The organism is Arcicella sp. GW821-FHT09D11, from assembly GCF_059416265.1.
The window spans coordinates 211,230-232,678 of sequence record NZ_JBWKOV010000006.1; the positions used below are offsets into that span (position 1 = coordinate 211,230).

Genomic DNA, 21,449 nt, shown 5'->3' on the forward strand with positions numbered 1-21,449 from the left:
GATGATTTAGAAAGCATTCAATATCCTTAAAGGCTATAACATCAAAGATAAAAATAAAGTAAACGACGATTTGAAGCGCATCAGTATTTTTATTATACGGTAGTCCATTCAACACTTGTAATTACCATACGATAAAGTCTTTGCAAATGATTGGGAGATTCAAAAGAATTAAAATACTTTTGTTAAAAATACAAACTCTATAAATTAATAAGTGTTCTATGGTTAAAAATTTACAGTTATCACTACTCCTAATCTTGTTCTCCTTCATCTTGAAAGGCCAAACTATTGGGATTTCTAAGGTACAAAGCGAAACAAATTCAATCATTTGCCTTGGGAAAAAAGTTTTAGTGACCTACACTAAAACAGGCACCTTTAACCAAGATAATATCTTTAAGGTGCAAATGAAATCTTCTTATTCAGAAAACTGGACAAATTTAGAGACTAAAGATTCTTCTGGATATCTAGTAATAACTTTACCTTCAGAAATGCCCAATGCAATAAGTGGCAATTCTTATTATAGTTCTGACTTTAGGATTGTTAGTAGCTCTCCTAGCTTAGTAAGTAATAACTTTAGTTATCAGAATACATATTCACTTCCTAGCGTTGAATTATTAGGCCTTAAAAAGGTAGCTATCTACCCTTATGAAGCTGTGGGTATGAATGTGAATGTTTACGGAACAGGACCTATTACATTGTTGATGAGTGATAGTACATCTGTAAAAATTGATTACAATGGTACTAATCAAAATGTTCTTGTTGCTCCAAGTAAGGCTGGGAAGTTCAGTATTTTGAGTGTAAATAATGAATGCGGAGTAGGTAAAAACTCTGGGAGTGTGGATATTAAAATAATTGATAATAGTCTGAAAATTATTGACATTGTTAACTCAAGCATTTGTAAAAATAGTAAGATTAATCTACATGTGATAAAATCAGGAAAATGGACTGCTAATAATAAATTTACTATCCGCTTGACAAATAGCAACTCATCTACAAAATATTATTATGATTTTGAGGCTATTGAAAGTGACGGCATTTTTTCTGCAAATATTGGTTCGACTATTCCTTATGGTACATATAACGTAAAATTGCTAGCGAGTGATAATGGAGTAGAGTCTGATGATTTTGAATCTTCTTTATACGTTCATAATGAGTCTAAAGTTGAACTATTAACAGACAGTAAGTCTATTAGATACGGAGAATCTCAAGAATTAATTACTCGATTGAGTGGGTATGGAAATCACACAATCGAATTGAGTGATGGGCAAAGTTATTATACTTATATAGATGATTACTATAATACGAATCCTACATTCAATATAGAGCCTAAAGTAACCATGGAGTATTTTATAAAATCATTTACTTCAGAATGTGGTATTGGAACAGGTAAGAACAAAGTAATAATTACGGTAGAAAAAGGAATAAAAACTGACTCTGTAAAGGCCGGAAAATATTGTGAAGGTGCTACAGTAGAAGTAAAATTCACAACAAATACCTCACTGCCAATAGGAAGTGCGGTAAAAATAAGAATGACGAATAACACTTCACTGAATTATGGTAATTATAAAGATGTAGATGCCACCGTTATTGGAGAAAATGTTGTAGCCTTTACTATTCCTACTAATTTAAGTAGTTTTTTTAATGGACATAATTTCTATGTGAGCATTTTTACAGATAATATACCTACTTCAAATCTTAGTCCTAATTATATAACGGTGTCTGAATTTCCTTCCGCTATAGTTAGTAATAGTGGTAGCATAGTTATTAACCTTAAGAACCCTCAAGTTAACAATATTGAGCTTGTTTTAAAAGGTGGAGCTCCTTACGAAATAACAATGACAGATAGCTTGAAATACAAGTATAATAATGAGGAGTACTATTGGGAAAACACTACCTCTTTACCTGTTTTTGTGCCAAAAACTTCTGTTATTGCTGTTAGGTCAATCTCTAATGTATGTGGTACCAATTATCAACCTTATTCAACATACAAATATGTAACTGTAGAAAATGCTGAATATTCTATTCGCGTAACTTCTTCTTTAAAAACACTAAATACAGAAATTTGTGCTGGCAATAAATTAGACTTATCACTATTAACTACAGGAAAGTATGGAAATGATAACCAATTTACAGTGGAATTAATTTCAGCATATTCTTCAACCTATAATAAAAAATTAGGTACTATTACAGTAGAGAAACCTCAGATTACGATTCCAACTGATGTAAATGTTGGAGAATATAGTCTCAGAATAGCCTCTAGTAACCCCTTAGTTTACAGTAATCTTTTTACTGTTTCTTTAAAAAAAATACCAAGTGCAGAATATACCACAAACTTTGATCAACCTATTACCTCTGGGAGGAGTATATATACTAGTTTGAAATTAAATGGAGGCGGCCCACAGACGTTGAGATATAAGGATGGAACCCAAGGAACGATTTCAATAAGTAATTATGACGGTAGCTACTATGCAACTGTAGACAAAAAAATAAATAAGACCTCTACATTCGGGTTACAATCAGTAAGTAATATGTGTGGCATTGGAACGGTAAACAGTAAAGATTTTACCATTTCCGTGGTTCCTTATGCTATTGAAAATAGAATAGGGAGCTATTATGCACATTGCTTAAAAGATAAGATTATGGTCCCTTTTAATATTACGGGTTTAGCCCTAAGTGATGCTAGTTTCTCAGTACAGATTGCAAATGATGCAGATACTAATTTTACAACTCTTCAATCAGGTATCAAACAAAGTCCCGCAACTGTATCTCTACCAAGTACCTTTAAAGAAGGTAAGTACAAAGTTAGAATAGTAAATAATGACAATTCGATTAAATCCAATGTCGTAACAATTAGCCTAAGGTCTGCTCCTAATTTTACCTTAGAGTTAAGCAGTGGCGGTAATTTAACTGAGATTGAAGCAGGAAAATATGTTGGTATTCGTTCAAATAATACACAGGATTATACTTTTTATAACTCTCCTTTGAGATATGTTATTAAAGATGACAAAAATATTAAAACAATAGGTATTGGTAGTTATAACTATATATATGAAAATAAATTTCCCCTTGTAACTACTACTTACACCCTCATTTCAGCTACAAATGAATGTGGAATAGGAAGTACTTCAGGGAGTGTAAAAGTAATTGTAAAACCCATATTGGATATGGATTTGAGAAGTATAGATTATGTTAGCAATTTTTGTGCAGGCTCAAATGCTGATATTGTGATAAATTCAAAAGGGATATTTGAAGCTGATAATTTATTTAAGATATATGCCATAGATGAAAACAATGTTAGAACAGAATTATTGAAAACCGCTAAAAACGGGAATTATAGAATAACATTGGGAACTGAGCTAAAAAAGGGTGTTTATAAAATTCAAATGGAGAGCTCAAATCCATCTCAAACCAAAGATATAAAGACAGTATTTATAACATCAAAACCGGATGTTTCACTATTGGGGCAACCAACTATTAATGCTGGGAATGGCACAAATATTATAATAAAGAATAATACTTCTTATAAAGTCAACTCAAATTATTCTTTTTATGACAATCACTCTTATGAATTAAGTAATGGATTTATCGGGAATATAGACTTATATAATTCTGAGGTGTTAAATAATATTTATGTACAACCACTTACAACCCAAACCTATACTATTAAATCAATTTCAAATGTTTGTGGTACTGGAAAAGCAGATGGTTCTGCTACTGTTACAGTCAATCCTCCTTCAACAAAACAAGTAAATATCTCTTCTTATTTAGCTAATTTATGTCAAGGATCTAGTAACAACGTCTATTTTTCAACGGTAGGAACATTTTCAGCAACTAATAAATTTATAGTGCAATTATCTGATATCACAGGTAAGAATTTTACAGACCTTGAAACAGAAGGAACTACTAGCCCCTTAAAAATTAAGTTCCCATCAAATCTGGCATTAGGAACGGGTTATTATCTAAAAGTTGTTGCTAGTGATAAAGATGCAACAAGTATTACAAATAGCTCTCCTTATAATATTAAAGCTGGTGTAACTGCTAAATTTGATACTAGTTCGTACTATTTTAATTCAGATAAGCCAGTAACTATTAAAGTAAAATTTACAGGAACGCCTCCATTTAATTTTTCAATAGGTACTGATGATTTAAATACTAAATCTTATACTGCGAGTACTATCGAACAAAGTATACCCTTTAACCCAATTGCAAATGTGGCTTATCGTCTATTATCGGTAAATAATTTAGTATGTGGTTCAGGAACGATTCTCAGCCCTTCAACAGTAAGGTTAGAATTGATTACAGCTATCGAAGAACTAGGCAAATTAGGTATTAATGTTTTCCCAAACCCAACTATCGACGTCATCAATATTGACAGCAATGGGAAAGAGCTGGATGTTCAGGTAATAGATTTTTCTGGGAAAATAATTCATGAAGAAATACTAAAAGGAGATAATAAGCGAATAGATTTATCAAAAATATTGTCTGGAACATATTTTCTACACATACAAAAAGAAGGTAAGCAAGCTGTTTTTAAAATTCTGAAACAATAATCAATATTACAGTCAGCAGGAAAGTGCTGACTGCCGAGCTTTATAATCCTACAAGCATTTCTATACAAAGAAGTTTGAAACTACCTCACTTTATGTCTTTCTAATAGAGATATTATAGGTAAAATAAAGCATTATACCCATTGTATTTATCATTATCAAGACACTCAAAATAAAGAATTATATGTTACGAAAATTACCATTAATGCTACTCCTATTACTTAGTACTTATACTATAAATGGGCAAACACTAAGTATTTTTAAAATCACCAGCGAACCTAGTAAAAATATCTGTTTAGGGAAAAAAGTATATGTAACATATACTAAAACAGGTGTTTATAATCAAGATAACTCCTTTAAATTACAAATAAAATCTGTTTATTCTAGTACTTGGTCAGATGTTGCCGTTACAGACTCTTTAGGTTATTTTGTAGCTACTTTACCGACGAACGTAACTAATATATCAAATGGATATAGCAATTATGCTGATTTCAGGTTATTGAGCTCTTCACCAGCTGTAGTAAGTAGTTCTTATTCATATATAGACGTTTACTCTCCTATAAATATTGAAATTACAGGTATAGAGAAAAGTACGTTATTCCCTTTTGAACCAGTACTGATGAGCCTTAAAACCGAAGGTTCGGCACCTTTTACAATGCTAATGAGTGATAGTACGTATGTGAAAGTTAGTAGTAATAATACTAAGGATGTGACAATAGCTCCTAATAAATCTGGTAATTATAGTATTTTGGCTGTTAGTAATGGTTGTGGTATTGGCAAAAGTACTGGTAGTGTGAATATAAAAGTTTTTGATAATAGCTTGAAGATAATTGCGGTGACTAACAACCATATTTGCAAAAATGATAAAGTAGGCCTGAAAGTACAAAAAACAGGTAAGTGGAGTACTGGAAATAAATTTAAAGTACGTATAACAGAAGCCTACAGTAATAGTATTGCTAAAGTTTATGAGTTTGACGCTGTTGAAAGCAACGATTTATTGTATGCCACTATAAATGATGCAGTGCCAAATGGTATTTATAAAGTAAAAGTTGTTGCCAGTGATAATAATATAGAATCGGATAATTCTATAGTTTATCTTAATATTCACAATGAATCTAAAGTAGATATAATAACGGAAAGCAGTTCTATAAAATATGGAGAAACACAAAATTTAAATATTTCAATAAATGGATATGGCTATTATTCTTTTGAATTAAGTGATGGTCAAGTTTATACTAGTAATTATAACTATGATGTGAGCGATTATGGTTCAACAATTAGTTTAACAGTTGCCCCTAAAGAAACAACGCAATATTTTGTCAAATCATTTAAGACTCAATGTGGCAGTGGAATAGGGAAAAATAAAGTTCTAATTACAGTTAATAAAGCGATAAAAACAGATTCCTTAAAAGGAGGTAGATACTGCGAAGGTAGTACATGTGAGGTTAAGTTCTCATCGAATGTTTCATTACCTATTGGAAGTAAACTCAAAATCAGATTAAGGGGTAATACTCTTTTTGGTAATACCACTTATCTAGATATAGAAGGAAAAGTACTTAGAGAAAATGTAGCTTCTTTTGTTATTCCAACTAACCTAAGCTATACATTTTATAATACAAATTTGTATGTAATGGTTTTCCTTGACGATGTTGTTGGTACTAATTTTAGTCCCAATTATATAAACGTATCTGTATTCCCTTATGCAAATATCAGTAATAGCAATAGTAGTGCATATATAAACCTTACTAAACCGCAGATAGCTAATATTGACATAGTCTTAAATGGTGGTGGGGATTATGAAATAACGATGTTGGATAGTTTAAAATTCAAATTTGAAAATGGGAACTCTTGGCAAACCGTCACTAGTGTTCCAATATATATAGATAAATCTTCGACTATTGGTATAAGAAGTATTACTAATGTTTGCGGAACAAACAAAAATGTTTCTACCCAGAATAAATATGTTAATATAGCAGATTCTGACTATTCGATTAAGATTGTATCTAATAAGTCCACAAGTATAGAAGTTTGTACAGGAGGAAAAATAGATTTGTCAACATTAATCAATGGGAAATATGGGGATGATAATCAATTCACAATAGAATTAATTTCAAGGTATAATCCAAGCTATAGTAGAAATTTAGGGATTATTACTGCTGGTGAAAGACAGATTATAGTTCCATTGGATGTTCAAAATGGGGAGTATACCATTAGGGTTTCAGCGAGTAATCCATTACTATATAGTAATTCTATAAAGGTCTTGATAAGATCTTTACCTGTAGCGGATTACTATGCCTATAACGCTACAAGTATTGCTTATGGAGAATATATTTACACTACATTAAACTTGCAAGGGGGTGGAAGACAAATGGTTACATATAAGGATGGCAAAGTCGAATTTTTTGAAACAGATTCATACAATGGGACATATGGTACAAGCAATTCAACAAGGATGTATGCTACCACTACATTTGGAATAAAATCGATAAGCAATGTTTGTGGCATAGGCACTATTAAAAATAAAGATTTCACAATAACAGTAACCCCTTACTCTATTAAAAATCTAGTAGGTGTTAATAATAGGGATGGGGTACAATGTTTGACAGATAAATTAATTGTACCATTTGATATAAAGGGTAGAGTACCCATAGGAACAACTTTTTCTGTTCAAATGTCTATTAATTCTGATTCTATTTACACCACCCTTCAATCTGGAATTACTGAAAGTCCTGCATATGTTCTGATACCAAGCAAGTTCCAACAATCTGGGTATTATAATATCAGGATTATTAATAATGACAATAGTATAAAGTCGGACGTAGTAACAGTAGGATTTAAAGATGTTCCCAAAAATATGTCATTACAATTTTATGATGGAGCTACAACGACTGAAGTGGAAGCAGGAAATGGTGTTTATATTTACTCAAATACATATCAAAGTTATTCATATTCAAATACTTTGAGGTATGTTATTAGTGATGATAAAAATTATAAAACGATAGGCTATAGTGATAACAATTATATTCAATACTATATGACTCCAACTGAAACAACATCATATAGATTAACGTCTGCTTCATTTGAATGCGGTGTAGCAAATGTTTCTGGTAGTGTGAAAGTGATAGTAAAACCTTCTCTATTAATGAATTTTGGAGGGTCATCTAATAATTTTACTACTTGTGTTGGTGCACCAGTAAATGTTAACTTGAATTCAATAGGTAAATTCGAAGCAGATAATGTTTTTAAAGTGTATGCAATTGATGAAAAGAATATAAAAACGGAACTGTTAAAAGCGACACAGAATGGTGATTATAAGATTACTTTTGGGGATGACCTAAAAAGAGGTTCTTATAGGATACAGCTAGAAAGTTCAAAGCCATATCAAATTAAAGATATCAATAATGTTACTTTAGTTACAAAACTTGATGTTACTTTAATGGGATCTCCTATTATTAATGCTGGAGGAGATGGTTATATCTACATTAAAAATAATGACCCTTATATAGAGGGCACTAGTTCTAATTACAATGATATTTTTAGTTATACACTGAGTAATGGGAAAACAGGATTCACACAGTTTTATTCTAATAAAAATTTAGCCTTTTTGTATGTGAATTTACTTAAAACTGAAACTTTTACTTTAAAAACAATAAGTAATTCTTGTGGAGAAGGTAAAGTAAGCGGTACTGCTACTGTTACAGTAAATCCTGCTTCAAATAAACAGGTCTATGTTTATGATATTAATAATTCTACTATTTGTGCAGGTTCAACTATAAATGTAAACTTTTCAACCCTAGGCACTTTCTCTGCGACCAATAAATTTACTGTTCAATTGTCAGATAAAACTGGAAAAAACTTTAAAGATTTAGAAACAACAGGCACAACTAGTCCCTTGAAGGTAAAAATTCCTTCGGATATAACGTCAGAATCAGGGTATTATATGAGGGTTATTTCAAGTGATCAAGATGCTACTAGCTCTACGAATACCATACCTTTAACTGTTTTATCAGGAATTACAGCACGTTTTGATACTACTTCGTATTACTTCGCGAGCAATAAAACTGTAGCAATTAAAATTAAATTTATGGGTACACCTCCTTTTAATTTTAGCATAGGTAGTGACGAAATTAGTGCTAAAACTTTTACGTCTTTGACAAATGAATATGTTTTAACCGTCAACCCAATTGCCAATACAGCTTATCGTCTTTTTTCAGTAAACAATCAAGTATGTGGCTCGGGTACGGTTTTAAGTCCTTCAACTGTAAAATTAGAACTAATCACAGCCACTGAGGAAGCAGGAAAATTAGGAATTAACGTTTTCCCAAATCCTACCTCTGATATTATTAATATTGAAAGCGACGGCAAAGAACTTGATATTCAATTAATAGATTTATTTGGAAAAGTTGTGCATGAAGAAAAACTAAAAGGAGAATATAAACGAATAGATTTATCAAAGGTAGGTGCTGGTACATACCTTTTACATATTCAAAAAGAAGGAAAACAAGTTACCTTTAAATTATTTAAACAGTAAATATCTTCGTGGTCAGTCATGGCTCTGACCACGATTTTTATAATATTAATAACCTTTCAATCAAGTTATAAGATAAATTGCTATGAAAAACATCCTAGTTTCGGAACAATTTAAAAAAATGACTATCAGGGCAATTCTATCAATTTGCCTTTTCTTATTTACCTATTTGGTTTTAGTATTATTAGGAATTGCTTTCACCATATTATGTGGTTTTGGTGGTATCTCGTTGATAGCATTCAAACCTATGTTTTTAACTATTCTAGTTGGAGCGGGTTTAATTATTATGGGTATTTTAGTGCTTATTTTTCTGTTTAAGTTTATTTTCAAGAAAAATGTTGTTGACCGCTCTCATCTTGTTGAAATTACAGCTAAACAAGAACCCGTACTTTTTAATTTTATTCAAGCAATAGTCGATGAAGTAAAGACAGACTTTCCTAAAAAGATTTACTTATCGTCTGATGTCAATGCGAGTGTTTTTTATGATTCTAGCTTCTGGAGTATGTTTTTCCCAATTAAGAAAAACTTACAAATCGGTATAGGCTTGGTAAACGCAGTTTCTGTTGATGAATTTAAGGCGATTTTAGCCCATGAATTCGGACATTTTTCGCAGAAAACTATGAAAGTCGGGAGTTATGTGTATAATGTAAATCAGGTAATTTATAATTTACTTTATGAAAATACTTCTTTTGAAGCCTTGGCCCAGAAGCTAGGGAATATTCATAGCTACTTTACATTCTTTGTCGGATTGTCCTTTAAGATAGTCGAGGGAATACAATGGATACTTAGGAAAGTATATGATATTGTGAATTTAAGCTATATGAGCTTGTCGAGAGAAATGGAATTTCATGCTGATGAAGTAGCGGCTAATGTGGCAGGGTCAGAACCATTAATTACAGCTTTATTGAGATTAGATTTAGCAAACCATTCTTACAATGTAGTATTAAATTATTATAACGATAAAATTCCTGAGGCTATAAAAACGACCAATATTTATCCTCAACACCAGTTTGTAATGAATTTTCTTGCCGAAGAAAGTAAATTACCTACAAAGGATGAACTACCTCAAGTGAACCTTGAACATTTTAATCGATTCAATAAAACTAAGTTAGTCATTAAAAATCAATGGGCTTCTCATCCTAATACCGAAGATAGAATAGAGGCGCTAAAGCGATTGAATATAAGCACAAAAGAGGATAATACTCAGAAAGCATCTGTGTTATTTAACGCTATTGATAGTGTTCAAGAAAAAATAACTAATAAACTTTTTGATGTTATTTCTTATAATGCTGAGGTAACTAATGAAAAGGCAGAACAATTTATAGAAACGTATACTAAAGATTATAAAGCTAATTCTTTCGATATTATTTTCAATAGTTATTACGACAATAAGAATCCGTCTTATTTCGACATAGAAAATCTAGTTAATCAACCACTTACTATAGCTATTAAATTTGAAGATATATTCAGTAATCAAGCTGTTGATTTAGTTTATACAGCAATAGCAACAGAATCAGACATTCATACACTTAAGCAGATTAAAAATGAAGAGTTCATCATTAAATCTTTTGATTATGATGGTGTGAAATATTCGGCTAATGACTGTGATGATTTGATACCTGTTTTAGAAAAAGAGTTATCGGTTTTAAAAGAACAAGTATTGGAAAATGATAAAACTATATTTCAATATTTTTTAAGCTTAGCTCAGCTACAAGGATTGGAAAAAAATTATATAGAACAGTATATGGACTTTTTTAATTTAGATAAAAACTATGATGCTAAGTACGAAATATATGTACAACTGATGAATGATGCAGCCTTTATAAGTCAAACTACTCCTTTTGAGATAATAGAAGAAAAAATGCTTTCTTTAAAAAAGTCTGAAAGTATTTTTAAAGAACAATTAAATGAAATGTTCAAAGAAGAAGTTTATCAGTCCGTTATTACAGATGAAATCAAAGATAATTTAACCAATTACCTTTCAAAAGACTGGATTTATTTTACTACACCCGAGTATGATAATACAGCCTTAGATATTTTGTATTCAAGTGTACAACAATATAGCTTTATATTAGGAAAAACATTTTTTGTGAAAAAGAAAAGCCTGTTAGATTTTAAAGAAAAGCTTTATGTAAATCACAAATAAAAACAGAGGGACTATCAATTGTGATAGTCCCTCTGTTTTTGCATTAAAACTTCATCTTTTGTATTCTAACAGCATTTAGAATAGCCATAAGTGCCACTCCAACATCAGCAAAAACAGCTTCCCACATGCTTGCTAAGCCTCCTGCACCTAAAATAAGTACTAAAACTTTTACGCCAAAAGCCAATGAGATATTTTGCCAAACTATTTTTTTAGTAGCTTTAGAAATATGAATGGCTGTTACGATTTTGGAAGGTTGGTCATTTTGAATGACTACATCTGCTGTTTCTATTGTTGCATCAGAACCCATCCCTCCCATCGCAATTCCTACATCAGATAAGGCAATTACAGGAGCATCATTGATACCATCTCCTACGAAAGCGATTGTATTTTGTTGATTTCGTAGTGCTTGTAATTTAGTTACCTTATCTTCTGGCATTAGGTTACCATAGGCTTCACTGACGTTTAATGTTTTAGCTACCTTGTCAACAACAGATGCTTTATCACCTGAAAGCATCACTGTCTTGATATGAAGCTTTTGTAAGTTAGCAATAGTTTTATGAGCATCCGCTTTAATTTCGTCTGCAATTAAAACATACCCAACGTATACTGTATTGATAGCTAACACAACAATGGTTTCTGGAATTTCTCGAAGGTTTTCGGGAAAAGCAATATTGTATTTTTCCAAAAGCTTTAAATTGCCAGCTAGTACTTGATTATCTTCTATTTGTCCACTCAAACCAAAACCAGAAATTTCTTGGAAATTACTTAACGTACTTTCAGGAAGGGTGGGTTTTACAAATTCAACAATGGCCTTAGCAATTGGATGTGATGATTTACTTTCTAATAAAGCAAGTAATTCTAAGGCTTTTCTTTCATCAAAATCTATGATGGCTACTTGCTGTATCTTGAAAACACCTTTTGTCAACGTACCTGTTTTATCCATTACCACAACGTTTACTTTAGTCATGATGTCTAGAAAATTGGCTCCTTTAAACAAAATACCATGTTGTGATGCTGCTCCAATACCGCCAAAGTATCCTAAAGGAATAGAAATTACCAAGGCACATGGACAAGAAATTACTAAAAATACCAGAGCTCGATAAAGCCACTCTCCGAAAACATATTTTTCTACTATAAAATAAGGCAAAAGAGTAATCAGTACTGCCAAGACAAATACAATTGGGGTATAAATTTTGGCAAATTTCGAGATAAATAATTGTGTTGGAGATTTCCTAGCAGTAGCATCTTGAACCATTGTCAAGATTTTAGAGAGCTTGCTATCTTTGAAAACTGCTGTTACTTCAATATCACTTATGGTATCCAAGTTAATCATTCCAGCTAACACTCTATCGCCTTTTTTCTTGGTTTCTGGCACACTTTCGCCCGTTAAAGCTGCGGTATTGTAAGCACCATAGTCAGACACTTGGATGCCATCAAGAGCAACTTTCTCTCCTGCTTTTACTTGTATGATTTCGCCAATAGCTACTTTTGCAGGATTTACTACGATGATTTTACCATCTTGTTTTACAGAAACTTTATCAGGACGTATATCTAGTAAAGCTTTGATTGAGCTTTTAGCTCGTTTTACAGCAGCTCCCTGAAATAATTCACCAATGGTATAAAATAGCATTACGGTAACACCCTCTGGATATTCGCCTATCCCAAATGCTCCGATGGTGGCTAAGCCCATCAAGAAAAATTCATTAAAAATATCACCGCTCTGAATACTTTTAAAAGCACTTTTCAAAACTGGATATCCGACTGGTAAATAAGCTAATAGGTACCAACCTAAGCGCAGATAATTTTGAAAGAATTTTAAATCAAAATAATCGAAAATTATTCCTAATAATAATAGTACAAGTGAAATAATTGAGGGCAAATATTCTTGCCAATCTGCATTTTCGCTGTGGGTATGTTCATGATGATGGTGTTCATCATTTTCATCATGGTCGTGTTGATGATTATCTATTGTTGAATGTTGGTCGCACATATAAAGTAAGGTTGATGATTCATTTAAAAACTAACGATGCGATAAAAGTAGATAAAAATGTAGTGCAACAGGGAGACAAAAAGCAAATTTGATTAATTTTAAATGATATCTAGTGTTTAGTATAAATTCTAAAATATAATGTTTTGAAAAAATCTTTCCATTTTCGTATTCGTAAAATTCACCGTTATTTAGGCTTAGTATTAGGAATTCAATTTCTGTTTTGGACGATTGGGGGATTATATTTTAGCTGGTCGGATATGGATGATATTCATGGTGACCATCAAAAAGCACATATTCATCCCTTAAGTGCTAATATTCGACTGGCAAATCCGCAGGCTGTTATTCAACAAATAAAACAAACAGATGCTATCAATTATATTTTTGATATTAAACTAGTACAGATTTTAGGGAAACCTACCTATCAGATTGTTTATTCACGGCAACATGACAGAGGCAAGAAAATCAAATTAGCCGATGCTGAAACAGGAAAGATTCGTGGAGTATTAACAAAATCTGAGGCTATTGAAATAGCCAAAAGAAGTTTTATTGAGGAAGCAAAAGTTAGTAAAATTGAATATTTAACTACTACCAATGGTCATCATGAATATCGCGAACAGCCCTTACCTGCCTATGCTATTACTTTTGAGCACCCTAGTAAAACGACGATTTATGTAGCTACAGCATTAGGAACGGTTCAGAAATTTAGGAATCAACACTGGAGAATTTTTGATTTTCTGTGGATGCTACACACGATGGATTTTCAAGGCAGAGATAATATTTCCAATTACTTGTTACGTGCTTTTTCTATTTTTGGATTATTAACTATTTTGTCAGGTTTTATACTTTTTGGGGTTAGTGCTAAGGCTGTTAATGAACGGAAGAGAAAGATTTGATTTTTAAACTTTTCTATTAGGGTGCGACTTAAGCACCCTAATAGAAAAAAATTATTCTAAGTGTTTAATAAATATAGGTTAAACCTATTTTGTCACTAAAGTCTTCTTCAAAAATGCCGAAATATACTTTACCGTTGGTTCAAACCAAGGATTGAATAAACAAAAAGAATGTGGGGCATCTGCAAAAGTATGTACTTCTGAATAAATATGATGCTGATCTAAAACCTTCCGAAAATCGTCTCTACCTGCGTGCATTCTATCTACAGAACTATTTAAAAAGAGTGTCGGAGGGGTATTTGCTCCAACATGGAATAATGGTGATGCTTCATCCCAAAGTTGAGGATTATCTTTTTTAGGGTAACCAAACCAATAAGTAGCCGCTGACGTGCCTTTTGAATCATTGCCTTCTCCAGATTCTGGATGGACGAAAGAAAGTGTACCATCAATATCCACGATTGCTTGTACTTTGCTAGAGAATTTTAAGTTACCATTCGTTCCTTCAAAGACTGGATTATCGGCCGTTACGCCCATAAACGACGCTAATTCCCCTCCTGCTGAAAATCCTAAAACTGCAATTTTGTCAACATCAATGTTCCATTCAGCGGCATTTTCACGCATCCAACGAAGAGCCGTTTTTAAATCATAAACAGCTGCTGGATAAAGTGCTTCTGTGGATAACCTGTATTCTGGTGTAAAGCATACATAACCTTGTTCAGCTAGTCTCCTTGCTAATTGGTAGTGCTGTGTCCTATTACCTGTGCGCCATCCGCCACCATGAATAATCATAACAGCTGGTAATGGTTTTTCGCCTTTCTTCTTTAGGGAGAAAACGTCTAGCAATAATGCTCTACTCCCAATTTTTCCGTAGGTTATTCCTTTATTTTCTAAGACATTCGGTAGTGATTTTTCAGGAACAATCTCAGTAACAGGATGAGACTTTTTACTATTCAAATAAGCACTATAATTACTATATGAAGTGTCAACTTTCCCCGTAATGCCAAAATGAGCGGGTTGATGCCAGAAAGCATTTAATGCTAGATTTGGATTGCCTGAAAATATGTTCTCTAACGTATATTCACTTATCTGTTTTTCAGAAAGCTGATGCGTCCATCTTGCCCTAGCATCAGTTTTTGCTCCTTCTCCCGTACTTCCATATTCGGCATAAAAGGTTGTTTTTTCATTTTCAACTTTTCCCCAAGGGTCCCATCCTTCTGGTAAAATATGCTTACCTAGTTGACAATTGATAAAAACCGTTTTAGCATAACTTCTCCACGGGCGACCCAAATATACTTTGTTGACATCTGCCGAAGCCGTTAGTTTACAGTTTTTGAAAACATACCCGTAATTCACCCATTTTGGGGTAGAAGCAGCGGTAACATAACCATTTGTTTTACTATGAATAATACAGTTTTCAAATAAAACAGTGGCTGGACCAAAGATAAAATCAACAGTACCTTCAATGTAGCAGTCTACAAAATGTTGTCGTGAATTATCGCCTGCCGCAAAAATTGTATCTTGGTTACCTAAAAAACTACATTTTTTAATCACACAGCGGTCACCTTCAATGTGCAAAGCCACTGCCTGACCTACTCTCCCAGCAGTATTTTCTATGATAAGGTTTTCTAAGGTAATATCATTACCCAATACTCTTAGAGTATAAGAATCAAAGGTTTCCATTTTCCCTTTACCCGAGAAATCATTGTAGGAAATAATAGTACTGTCTTCCCCAATAATAGCAATATTGCTTAGTGTACTCGGAATAGTCACTTTTTCTTTATAGATACCTTTTTTGATACGAATCGTAATTTGATTGGGAAGATAAACCCTAACAGCATCGATGGCATCTTGAATGTATCTGAAATCTCCCGAACCATCTTTAGCAACAACTAAATCATGCTGAATTTTTAGTGCTTGACTATTCCCCAAAAAGGAAATCAAGCATAGTAAAAGTATAAAAATATAGTTGTGTTTTGTTCTCATAAAAGTTATGTAGGTAAATCGAAAAATACTTAAATTATAAAGACTAAATATTCTGAAAACTAATGTTTATCCAAAGGGTTTTTATGAATAGTTTTAACATTACCTATTTTAAACATAAAATCAGTTGATAAACGAAAATTGCTTACCAACTGATTTTTACTTTTCTATTAACGGACGAATTAATTCGCCAGATAATAGAAAGGTAAATTATAATATATTTAGTTGACTGTTAATCACTCATTCACAACTCACTAAATCACCATTACCTTACCAACCTGGATTTTGTTGGAACTCAGATTTGTTAGTAATAACATCTAAATGTGACTGTGGAATAGGTCTTAATACTTGATAATCTTTGATATTGCTTTTAGCATTCGGATTATAAGCTTTAATATATTCTACTAGCTTACCTGTTCTTTTTAAATCGAACCAACGTAATAATTCACCTCCTAATTCTCTAGCACGCTCGTCTAATACAAAATCAATGTTTAATTGACTAGCAGTTATTTGCATATCAGCAGTACGTCCAGGTTTAGCACGGTTTGTTCTTAATAGATTCATGTATTTTACCGCTTCAGCAGTATTACCTGCTTTCATTTCTCCTTCCGCCGCAATCAAATACATTTCGGCAATTCTCGTTACGAAAGCGTCTCTCTTACTTCTAAATTCAAAAATCGCTGTTCTATCCGTCGTGCTGTTGTGTTTATGCATTTCGATAAAATTACGGAAATCTACTAATGATTGGTCTGGATTATATAAATCGTTGATGTCTTTCAACTCATACTTTTTAGCTTTACTTGCTTTAAAAGCCGATGAAAGTGCTTTATGACTCCAATATACAGCGGTATCGCCCTGAATCATACTGGTATAAACGCCAATCTGACCGCCGTTTGCTTTCCACACTTCTTTAAAAGTACCATCATAACGTTGGTCAATATCGCTATTGAAAAGCTCTAAATATCTTCTGGTACAGGCATAACGTTGAAAACCAATACTATTTGGAATATCCAAAATCATTCCTGCGTGGAAATCATAACGAGGCGTAAACATTAAATGTAATTGATTTCCTCCTTCAGGTCTGAAAGCGTTGGCAGTAGAGTTTCCATCAAATTCTAAATCTGCAGGATTTAACAGATTATCAGCAGAATAATTTACATAGAATATTACTTCTGAATTAGTTGAACCTTCACTGTTATTAATATCCCAAAGGGCTGTATAATCACTGAATAATTTGAAATTATAATCACTAATTACCTTTTTTGCCAAAGCTGCTGCTTCTGCATTCAGTCCTCTTGTTAATAACATCCTTGCTTTGAATGCTTCCGCAGCAGGTTTGGTTACTCGTCCGCCTTCATGATTAACTCGTCCGCCAAGATTAGCAATCGCTAGGTCTAAATCAGCAAATATTACTTTGTAAAACTCATCTACAGAACTTCTAGTAGAGGTAGTTTGTACGCCTATTGTTGGTTTGGTAGATAAATGCACGCCACCCCACGTTTCAACAATGAGCCAATTATACATCGCTCTTAGGTAATATACTTCCCCTAAACGCAATTTTTTAGTAGCTTCTGGTAGAGGAGAAGTTGGTATTTTCTCAATAGCAGTATTACAATAGTTGATTGCCGCATAAAGCCTACTCCAATATACCTGTATAATAGGACTTTGGCTATTAAAATTGGCGCTCATATCGGCAATTTCTGGATGATGACAGTCACCTCCTTTTAGAAAAAGGTCGGTAGCTAACTCTGTCATGGTAGCACCGCCTTCTTTGCCATACCAAAAACGTAATGGCGTATAAGTACTGTTTACTAATGATTCTATTCCTGTAGTGGTGGCATAAAAAGTATCGCCTGTTAGTCCACTTTTATTGGTTTCATCTAAAAAATCTGAGCATGACGATAGCCCGAAAGCTACAACGCCTATAACGAATGTGAGTATCTTTTTCATGATGCTGGTATTTAAAAAATCGATAAATTAAAAATTAACATTTAAACCGAATATCAACTGCTTTGTCATTGGGAAAGCCAAACTTCCACCACGCTCTGGATCGTATGGTGCTAACTTGCTGAATGTAAAGTAGTTTCTCATGGTTGTGTAAATTCTAATTCTCGAGATGCCCCATTTACTGCTTATTTGTGAAGGTATTTCGTACCCTAAAGAGATGTTTTTGATTTTCAAAAATGAACCGTCTACATAATATAGCGTACTCATATAAGTACTGTTTTGGTTTTTGTTCATATCTGGACGAGGATGGTCGTTCGTTGGATTCTCTGGAGTCCAATAATCTACTTTCGGACCATTTTCTCTACCATCAATCTTATAATTGCCACTTGCTTCACTTTTAATCATTTGTCCTTCACGAGCAAAAAAGAAGATAGATAAATCAAAATTTCTGTAGCTGATGTTATTATTTACCCCAAGGTTAAAGTTTGGACGAGGTGTCCCTACTACCATTCTATCGGCATCTGGTGTGATTTTTCCATCATTATTTACATCTTGAACCCTGATATCGCCTGGTACTTGACCATATTTTGCTGCCTCTGATTCTTGTCCTAATTGCCAGATACCAATTTTTTTATAATCATAGTATACTTGGGTAGGCTGACCAACAATCCAACCATTTCCTAAGTCTCTGTCAGCACCACCTGTCAATGCTACGATTTCTTCTTTGTTGGTCGAGAAGGTAAAATCAGTTGACCATTTTAAACCTTTGGGTGATTGATTTACAAGATTTAACGTTGAAATTTCTATTTCTAACCCTTTATTGGCTGTTTTTCCTACGTTTTCATACACGCTTGTGTAACCAGAAGTATTAGGTAAAACACGTTGCATCAACAAATCGCTAGTATTACTTTGGTAGTAATTGATTGCTCCGCTTATTCTATTATTCAAGATACCAAAGTCAATACCAATGTTAGTGGTTGCTGTCGTTTCCCATGAAAGATTAGGGTTTGAAATCGCCTTAGGATAATACCCATAAGCTGCCGTTTCGCCGAAAGAATAAGTTACTTTTCCTAAACCACCCAAGGTTTGATAAGGAGAAATCGCTGAGTTTCCTGAAATACCATAACTACCTCTTAATTTTAAATCAGTGAACAATGAGCCATTTTTCATAAAAGATTCCTCAGAGATTCTCCAACCCAATGCTATCGACGGGAAGTATCCCCATTTATGACCCGCTGCCAATACTGATGAACCGTCGGCTCTTAAACTGGCACTCAATAAATATTTGTTATTGTATTGATAGTTTACACGGCCAAAGAACGATTCCAAGGTACTTTCTACCAAACCACTTTTAATAGCTACTTGCGTTGAGTTTGCCCCTAAATCATAAAAAGTAGTAGTCTCTGATACTTGATTGAAACCTGTTCCAGAGAATGATTCTGTAGAACGACTTAAAAAGCTGTTTCCTAATAGGAAATTGAAATCATGTTTACCCAAGGTTTTAAGGTAGGTCAAAGTATTCTCCCATGTATAATTTAACACATTAGCACTTTCTATACCTGATTGAGAAATATTGCCAGCCCTAGTGATGGTTTGAGCACCATAGTAATATCCTCTTCTACTATTCTGAATATCTAGCCCCAAAGACGTTTTGAATGTAAGGTTTTTGATAATTTCCCAGTCTAAATACGAAGCATTAAAAATCCTTTTTTCTAATAAATTATTGGTGTAAACCCCTGGCACTTCATCAGCCAATGGCGTAATGTTAAAGCTTTGTCCAGCTATAGGATAAATAATAATATTTCCGTTAGCATCGTAAGGAGTACCATAAGGATTTATTTTATTGGCCTGATTCAAAGGATCTTGTCGGATGTCGTTATCGCGATAAGTATAGAAAATCTTCGAACCAATTTTTACATGTTGGAACAACTGATGATTAATGCCCACACTTCCGTTATAACGGGTCAATTGATCATTTTTAAACAACCCTTTTTCGCCATAAGCACCGAATGAAATATTAAAAGTTGTTTTTTCATTACCACCATTCAACGAAATTTCATGATTTTGTATAGAACCTTTCTTTAAGATTTCTCCTCGCCAGTCTACAAACTTACGGTTTTTGATAGCATCTAATTCTTCAGGGTTAAATATGGCTGCATCATCCGTAATTCCTCTGGTGCGGAACGCCTCTCTTTTGAAAGTAGCATATTCTTCACCATTTTGGATAGCTCCTAAGCCAGCATTGTCTTGTACACCATAATATGAGCTAAATGAGATTTTTGTTTTGCCTGATGTTCCACTGTTGGTTGTAATCAAAATAACTCCATTTGCCCCACGTGTACCATAAATAGCGGTTGAAGAGGCATCTTTCAATACCACCATCGTTTTAATATCCGATGGATTAATTTCTAATGCAGAGGCACTATAAGGTACACCATCTACTAAAATCAAAGGTGAGTTAGAAGCACTTAATGAACGGTTTCCACGTAAAGTAAAGCTCAGTGTTGACCCTGCTTGACCATCGTTTCTGGTTAAATCTAACCCTGCAATTTTTCCTTGTAATGATTCTAAGGCATTACTCGTTGGCGTAGCAACGATATCAGCAGATTTTAATACTGAAACCGAACCCGTTAAATCTTTCTTTTGTACAGTACCATACCCTACTACCACTACTTCACTCAAGGTTTTGTCATCGACTTGTAAAGAAACGTTGATGTTCTTCTGGCCACCTACTAAAACTTCTTTATTTGTATAACCTACAAAACTGAATACCAAAACTGCCTTGTCGTCTGGTACTGCTATTTTATAATTACCATTCGCATCTGAGTTTACTCCTTTATTTGTTCCTTTAATAACAATATTCACACCGGGTAACCCCATGCCTTTTTCATCAATTACCTTTCCTGAAACGGTTTGTTCTACAATGGCTACACTTTCGGCTTGTGCATCAGACACGGAATTATTAGCCGTATTATTAAGTTCTACACTTTTCTGGTTGGAAATATTCTCGGAAGAGGGCGTTACCGAATCACCTCTTCCTTTTTCTTTTTTTCCGTCCATAACCAAATAAGAAGTTTTGTTTACTTTTTTATAGGTCAGCCCGAATGGAGAAAGTAAATGGTCGAGATTTTTTTCGATACTCAAATTATTATTGATGCTTCCAGCTTGAACCATGTAGCGTTCAACCGTCTTTAGTTCAAACATGATTTCTACTTTATACTGGTTTTTTAATTCCGATAAAGCATCTTTAAGTTTCTTACTAGATGAAGGAGCTCTTTCTGCCTGCGAATTTTGAGGCATTTGTTGCACCATAGCAAGGGCTTGCGACAAACCTATTTGCTTACCAAGAAGCATGAGAGTGACCATAAGCCCCATTTTTGAGGCTTTTTGTAATCGTTTTTTCATAATAAATGGAGGAGATGTT

8 protein-coding genes are annotated in these 21,449 nt (G+C 33.4%); 4 read left to right on the forward strand and 4 right to left on the reverse strand.

Annotated elements, in window-relative coordinates; all coding sequences use genetic code 11:
* Positions 1–269 precede the first annotated feature (269 nt).
* From AC07N0_RS17940 to AC07N0_RS17950, 3 genes are all read left to right on the forward strand, one after another.
* Complete coding sequence (locus AC07N0_RS17940) at positions 270–4,547, forward strand: T9SS type A sorting domain-containing protein (RefSeq protein ID WP_494590288.1); 4,278 nt, start codon at positions 270–272, stop codon at positions 4,545–4,547.
* 181 nt (positions 4,548–4,728) lie between these two features.
* Entirely contained in the window at positions 4,729–9,075 is a 4,347-nt protein-coding gene (locus AC07N0_RS17945; RefSeq protein ID WP_494590289.1) for a T9SS type A sorting domain-containing protein, read from the forward strand.
* 244 nt (positions 9,076–9,319) lie between these two features.
* On the forward strand, positions 9,320–11,218 hold the full coding sequence (locus AC07N0_RS17950; RefSeq protein WP_494590290.1) for a M48 family metallopeptidase: 1,899 nt from the start codon (positions 9,320–9,322) through the stop codon (positions 11,216–11,218).
* 43 nt (positions 11,219–11,261) lie between these two features.
* Here the strand turns inward: AC07N0_RS17950 and AC07N0_RS17955 are convergent, their stop codons facing one another.
* A complete protein-coding gene (locus AC07N0_RS17955) occupies positions 11,262–13,208 on the reverse strand; it encodes a heavy metal translocating P-type ATPase (RefSeq protein ID WP_494590291.1) in 1,947 nt (648 codons plus the stop codon).
* A gap of 143 nt (positions 13,209–13,351) precedes the next feature.
* Here AC07N0_RS17955 and AC07N0_RS17960 point away from each other — a divergent pair, with 143 nt between their 5' ends.
* Entirely contained in the window at positions 13,352–14,101 is a 750-nt protein-coding gene (locus AC07N0_RS17960; protein ID WP_494590292.1) for a hypothetical protein, read from the forward strand.
* A gap of 84 nt (positions 14,102–14,185) precedes the next feature.
* Here the strand turns inward: AC07N0_RS17960 and AC07N0_RS17965 are convergent, their stop codons facing one another.
* The 3 genes from AC07N0_RS17965 to AC07N0_RS17975 form a co-directional block, all read right to left on the reverse strand.
* A complete protein-coding gene (locus AC07N0_RS17965) occupies positions 14,186–16,081 on the reverse strand; it encodes a pectinesterase family protein (protein WP_494590293.1) in 1,896 nt (631 codons plus the stop codon).
* 267 nt (positions 16,082–16,348) lie between these two features.
* Entirely contained in the window at positions 16,349–18,028 is a 1,680-nt protein-coding gene (locus AC07N0_RS17970) for a RagB/SusD family nutrient uptake outer membrane protein (RefSeq protein ID WP_494590294.1), read from the reverse strand.
* A gap of 27 nt (positions 18,029–18,055) precedes the next feature.
* Positions 18,056–21,391 carry a SusC/RagA family TonB-linked outer membrane protein gene (locus tag AC07N0_RS17975; protein ID WP_494590295.1) on the reverse strand — a complete coding sequence of 1,112 codons (3,336 nt, stop codon included), beginning with the start codon at positions 21,389–21,391 and terminating at the stop codon, positions 18,056–18,058.
* Between the last annotated feature and the right edge of the window lie 58 nt (positions 21,392–21,449).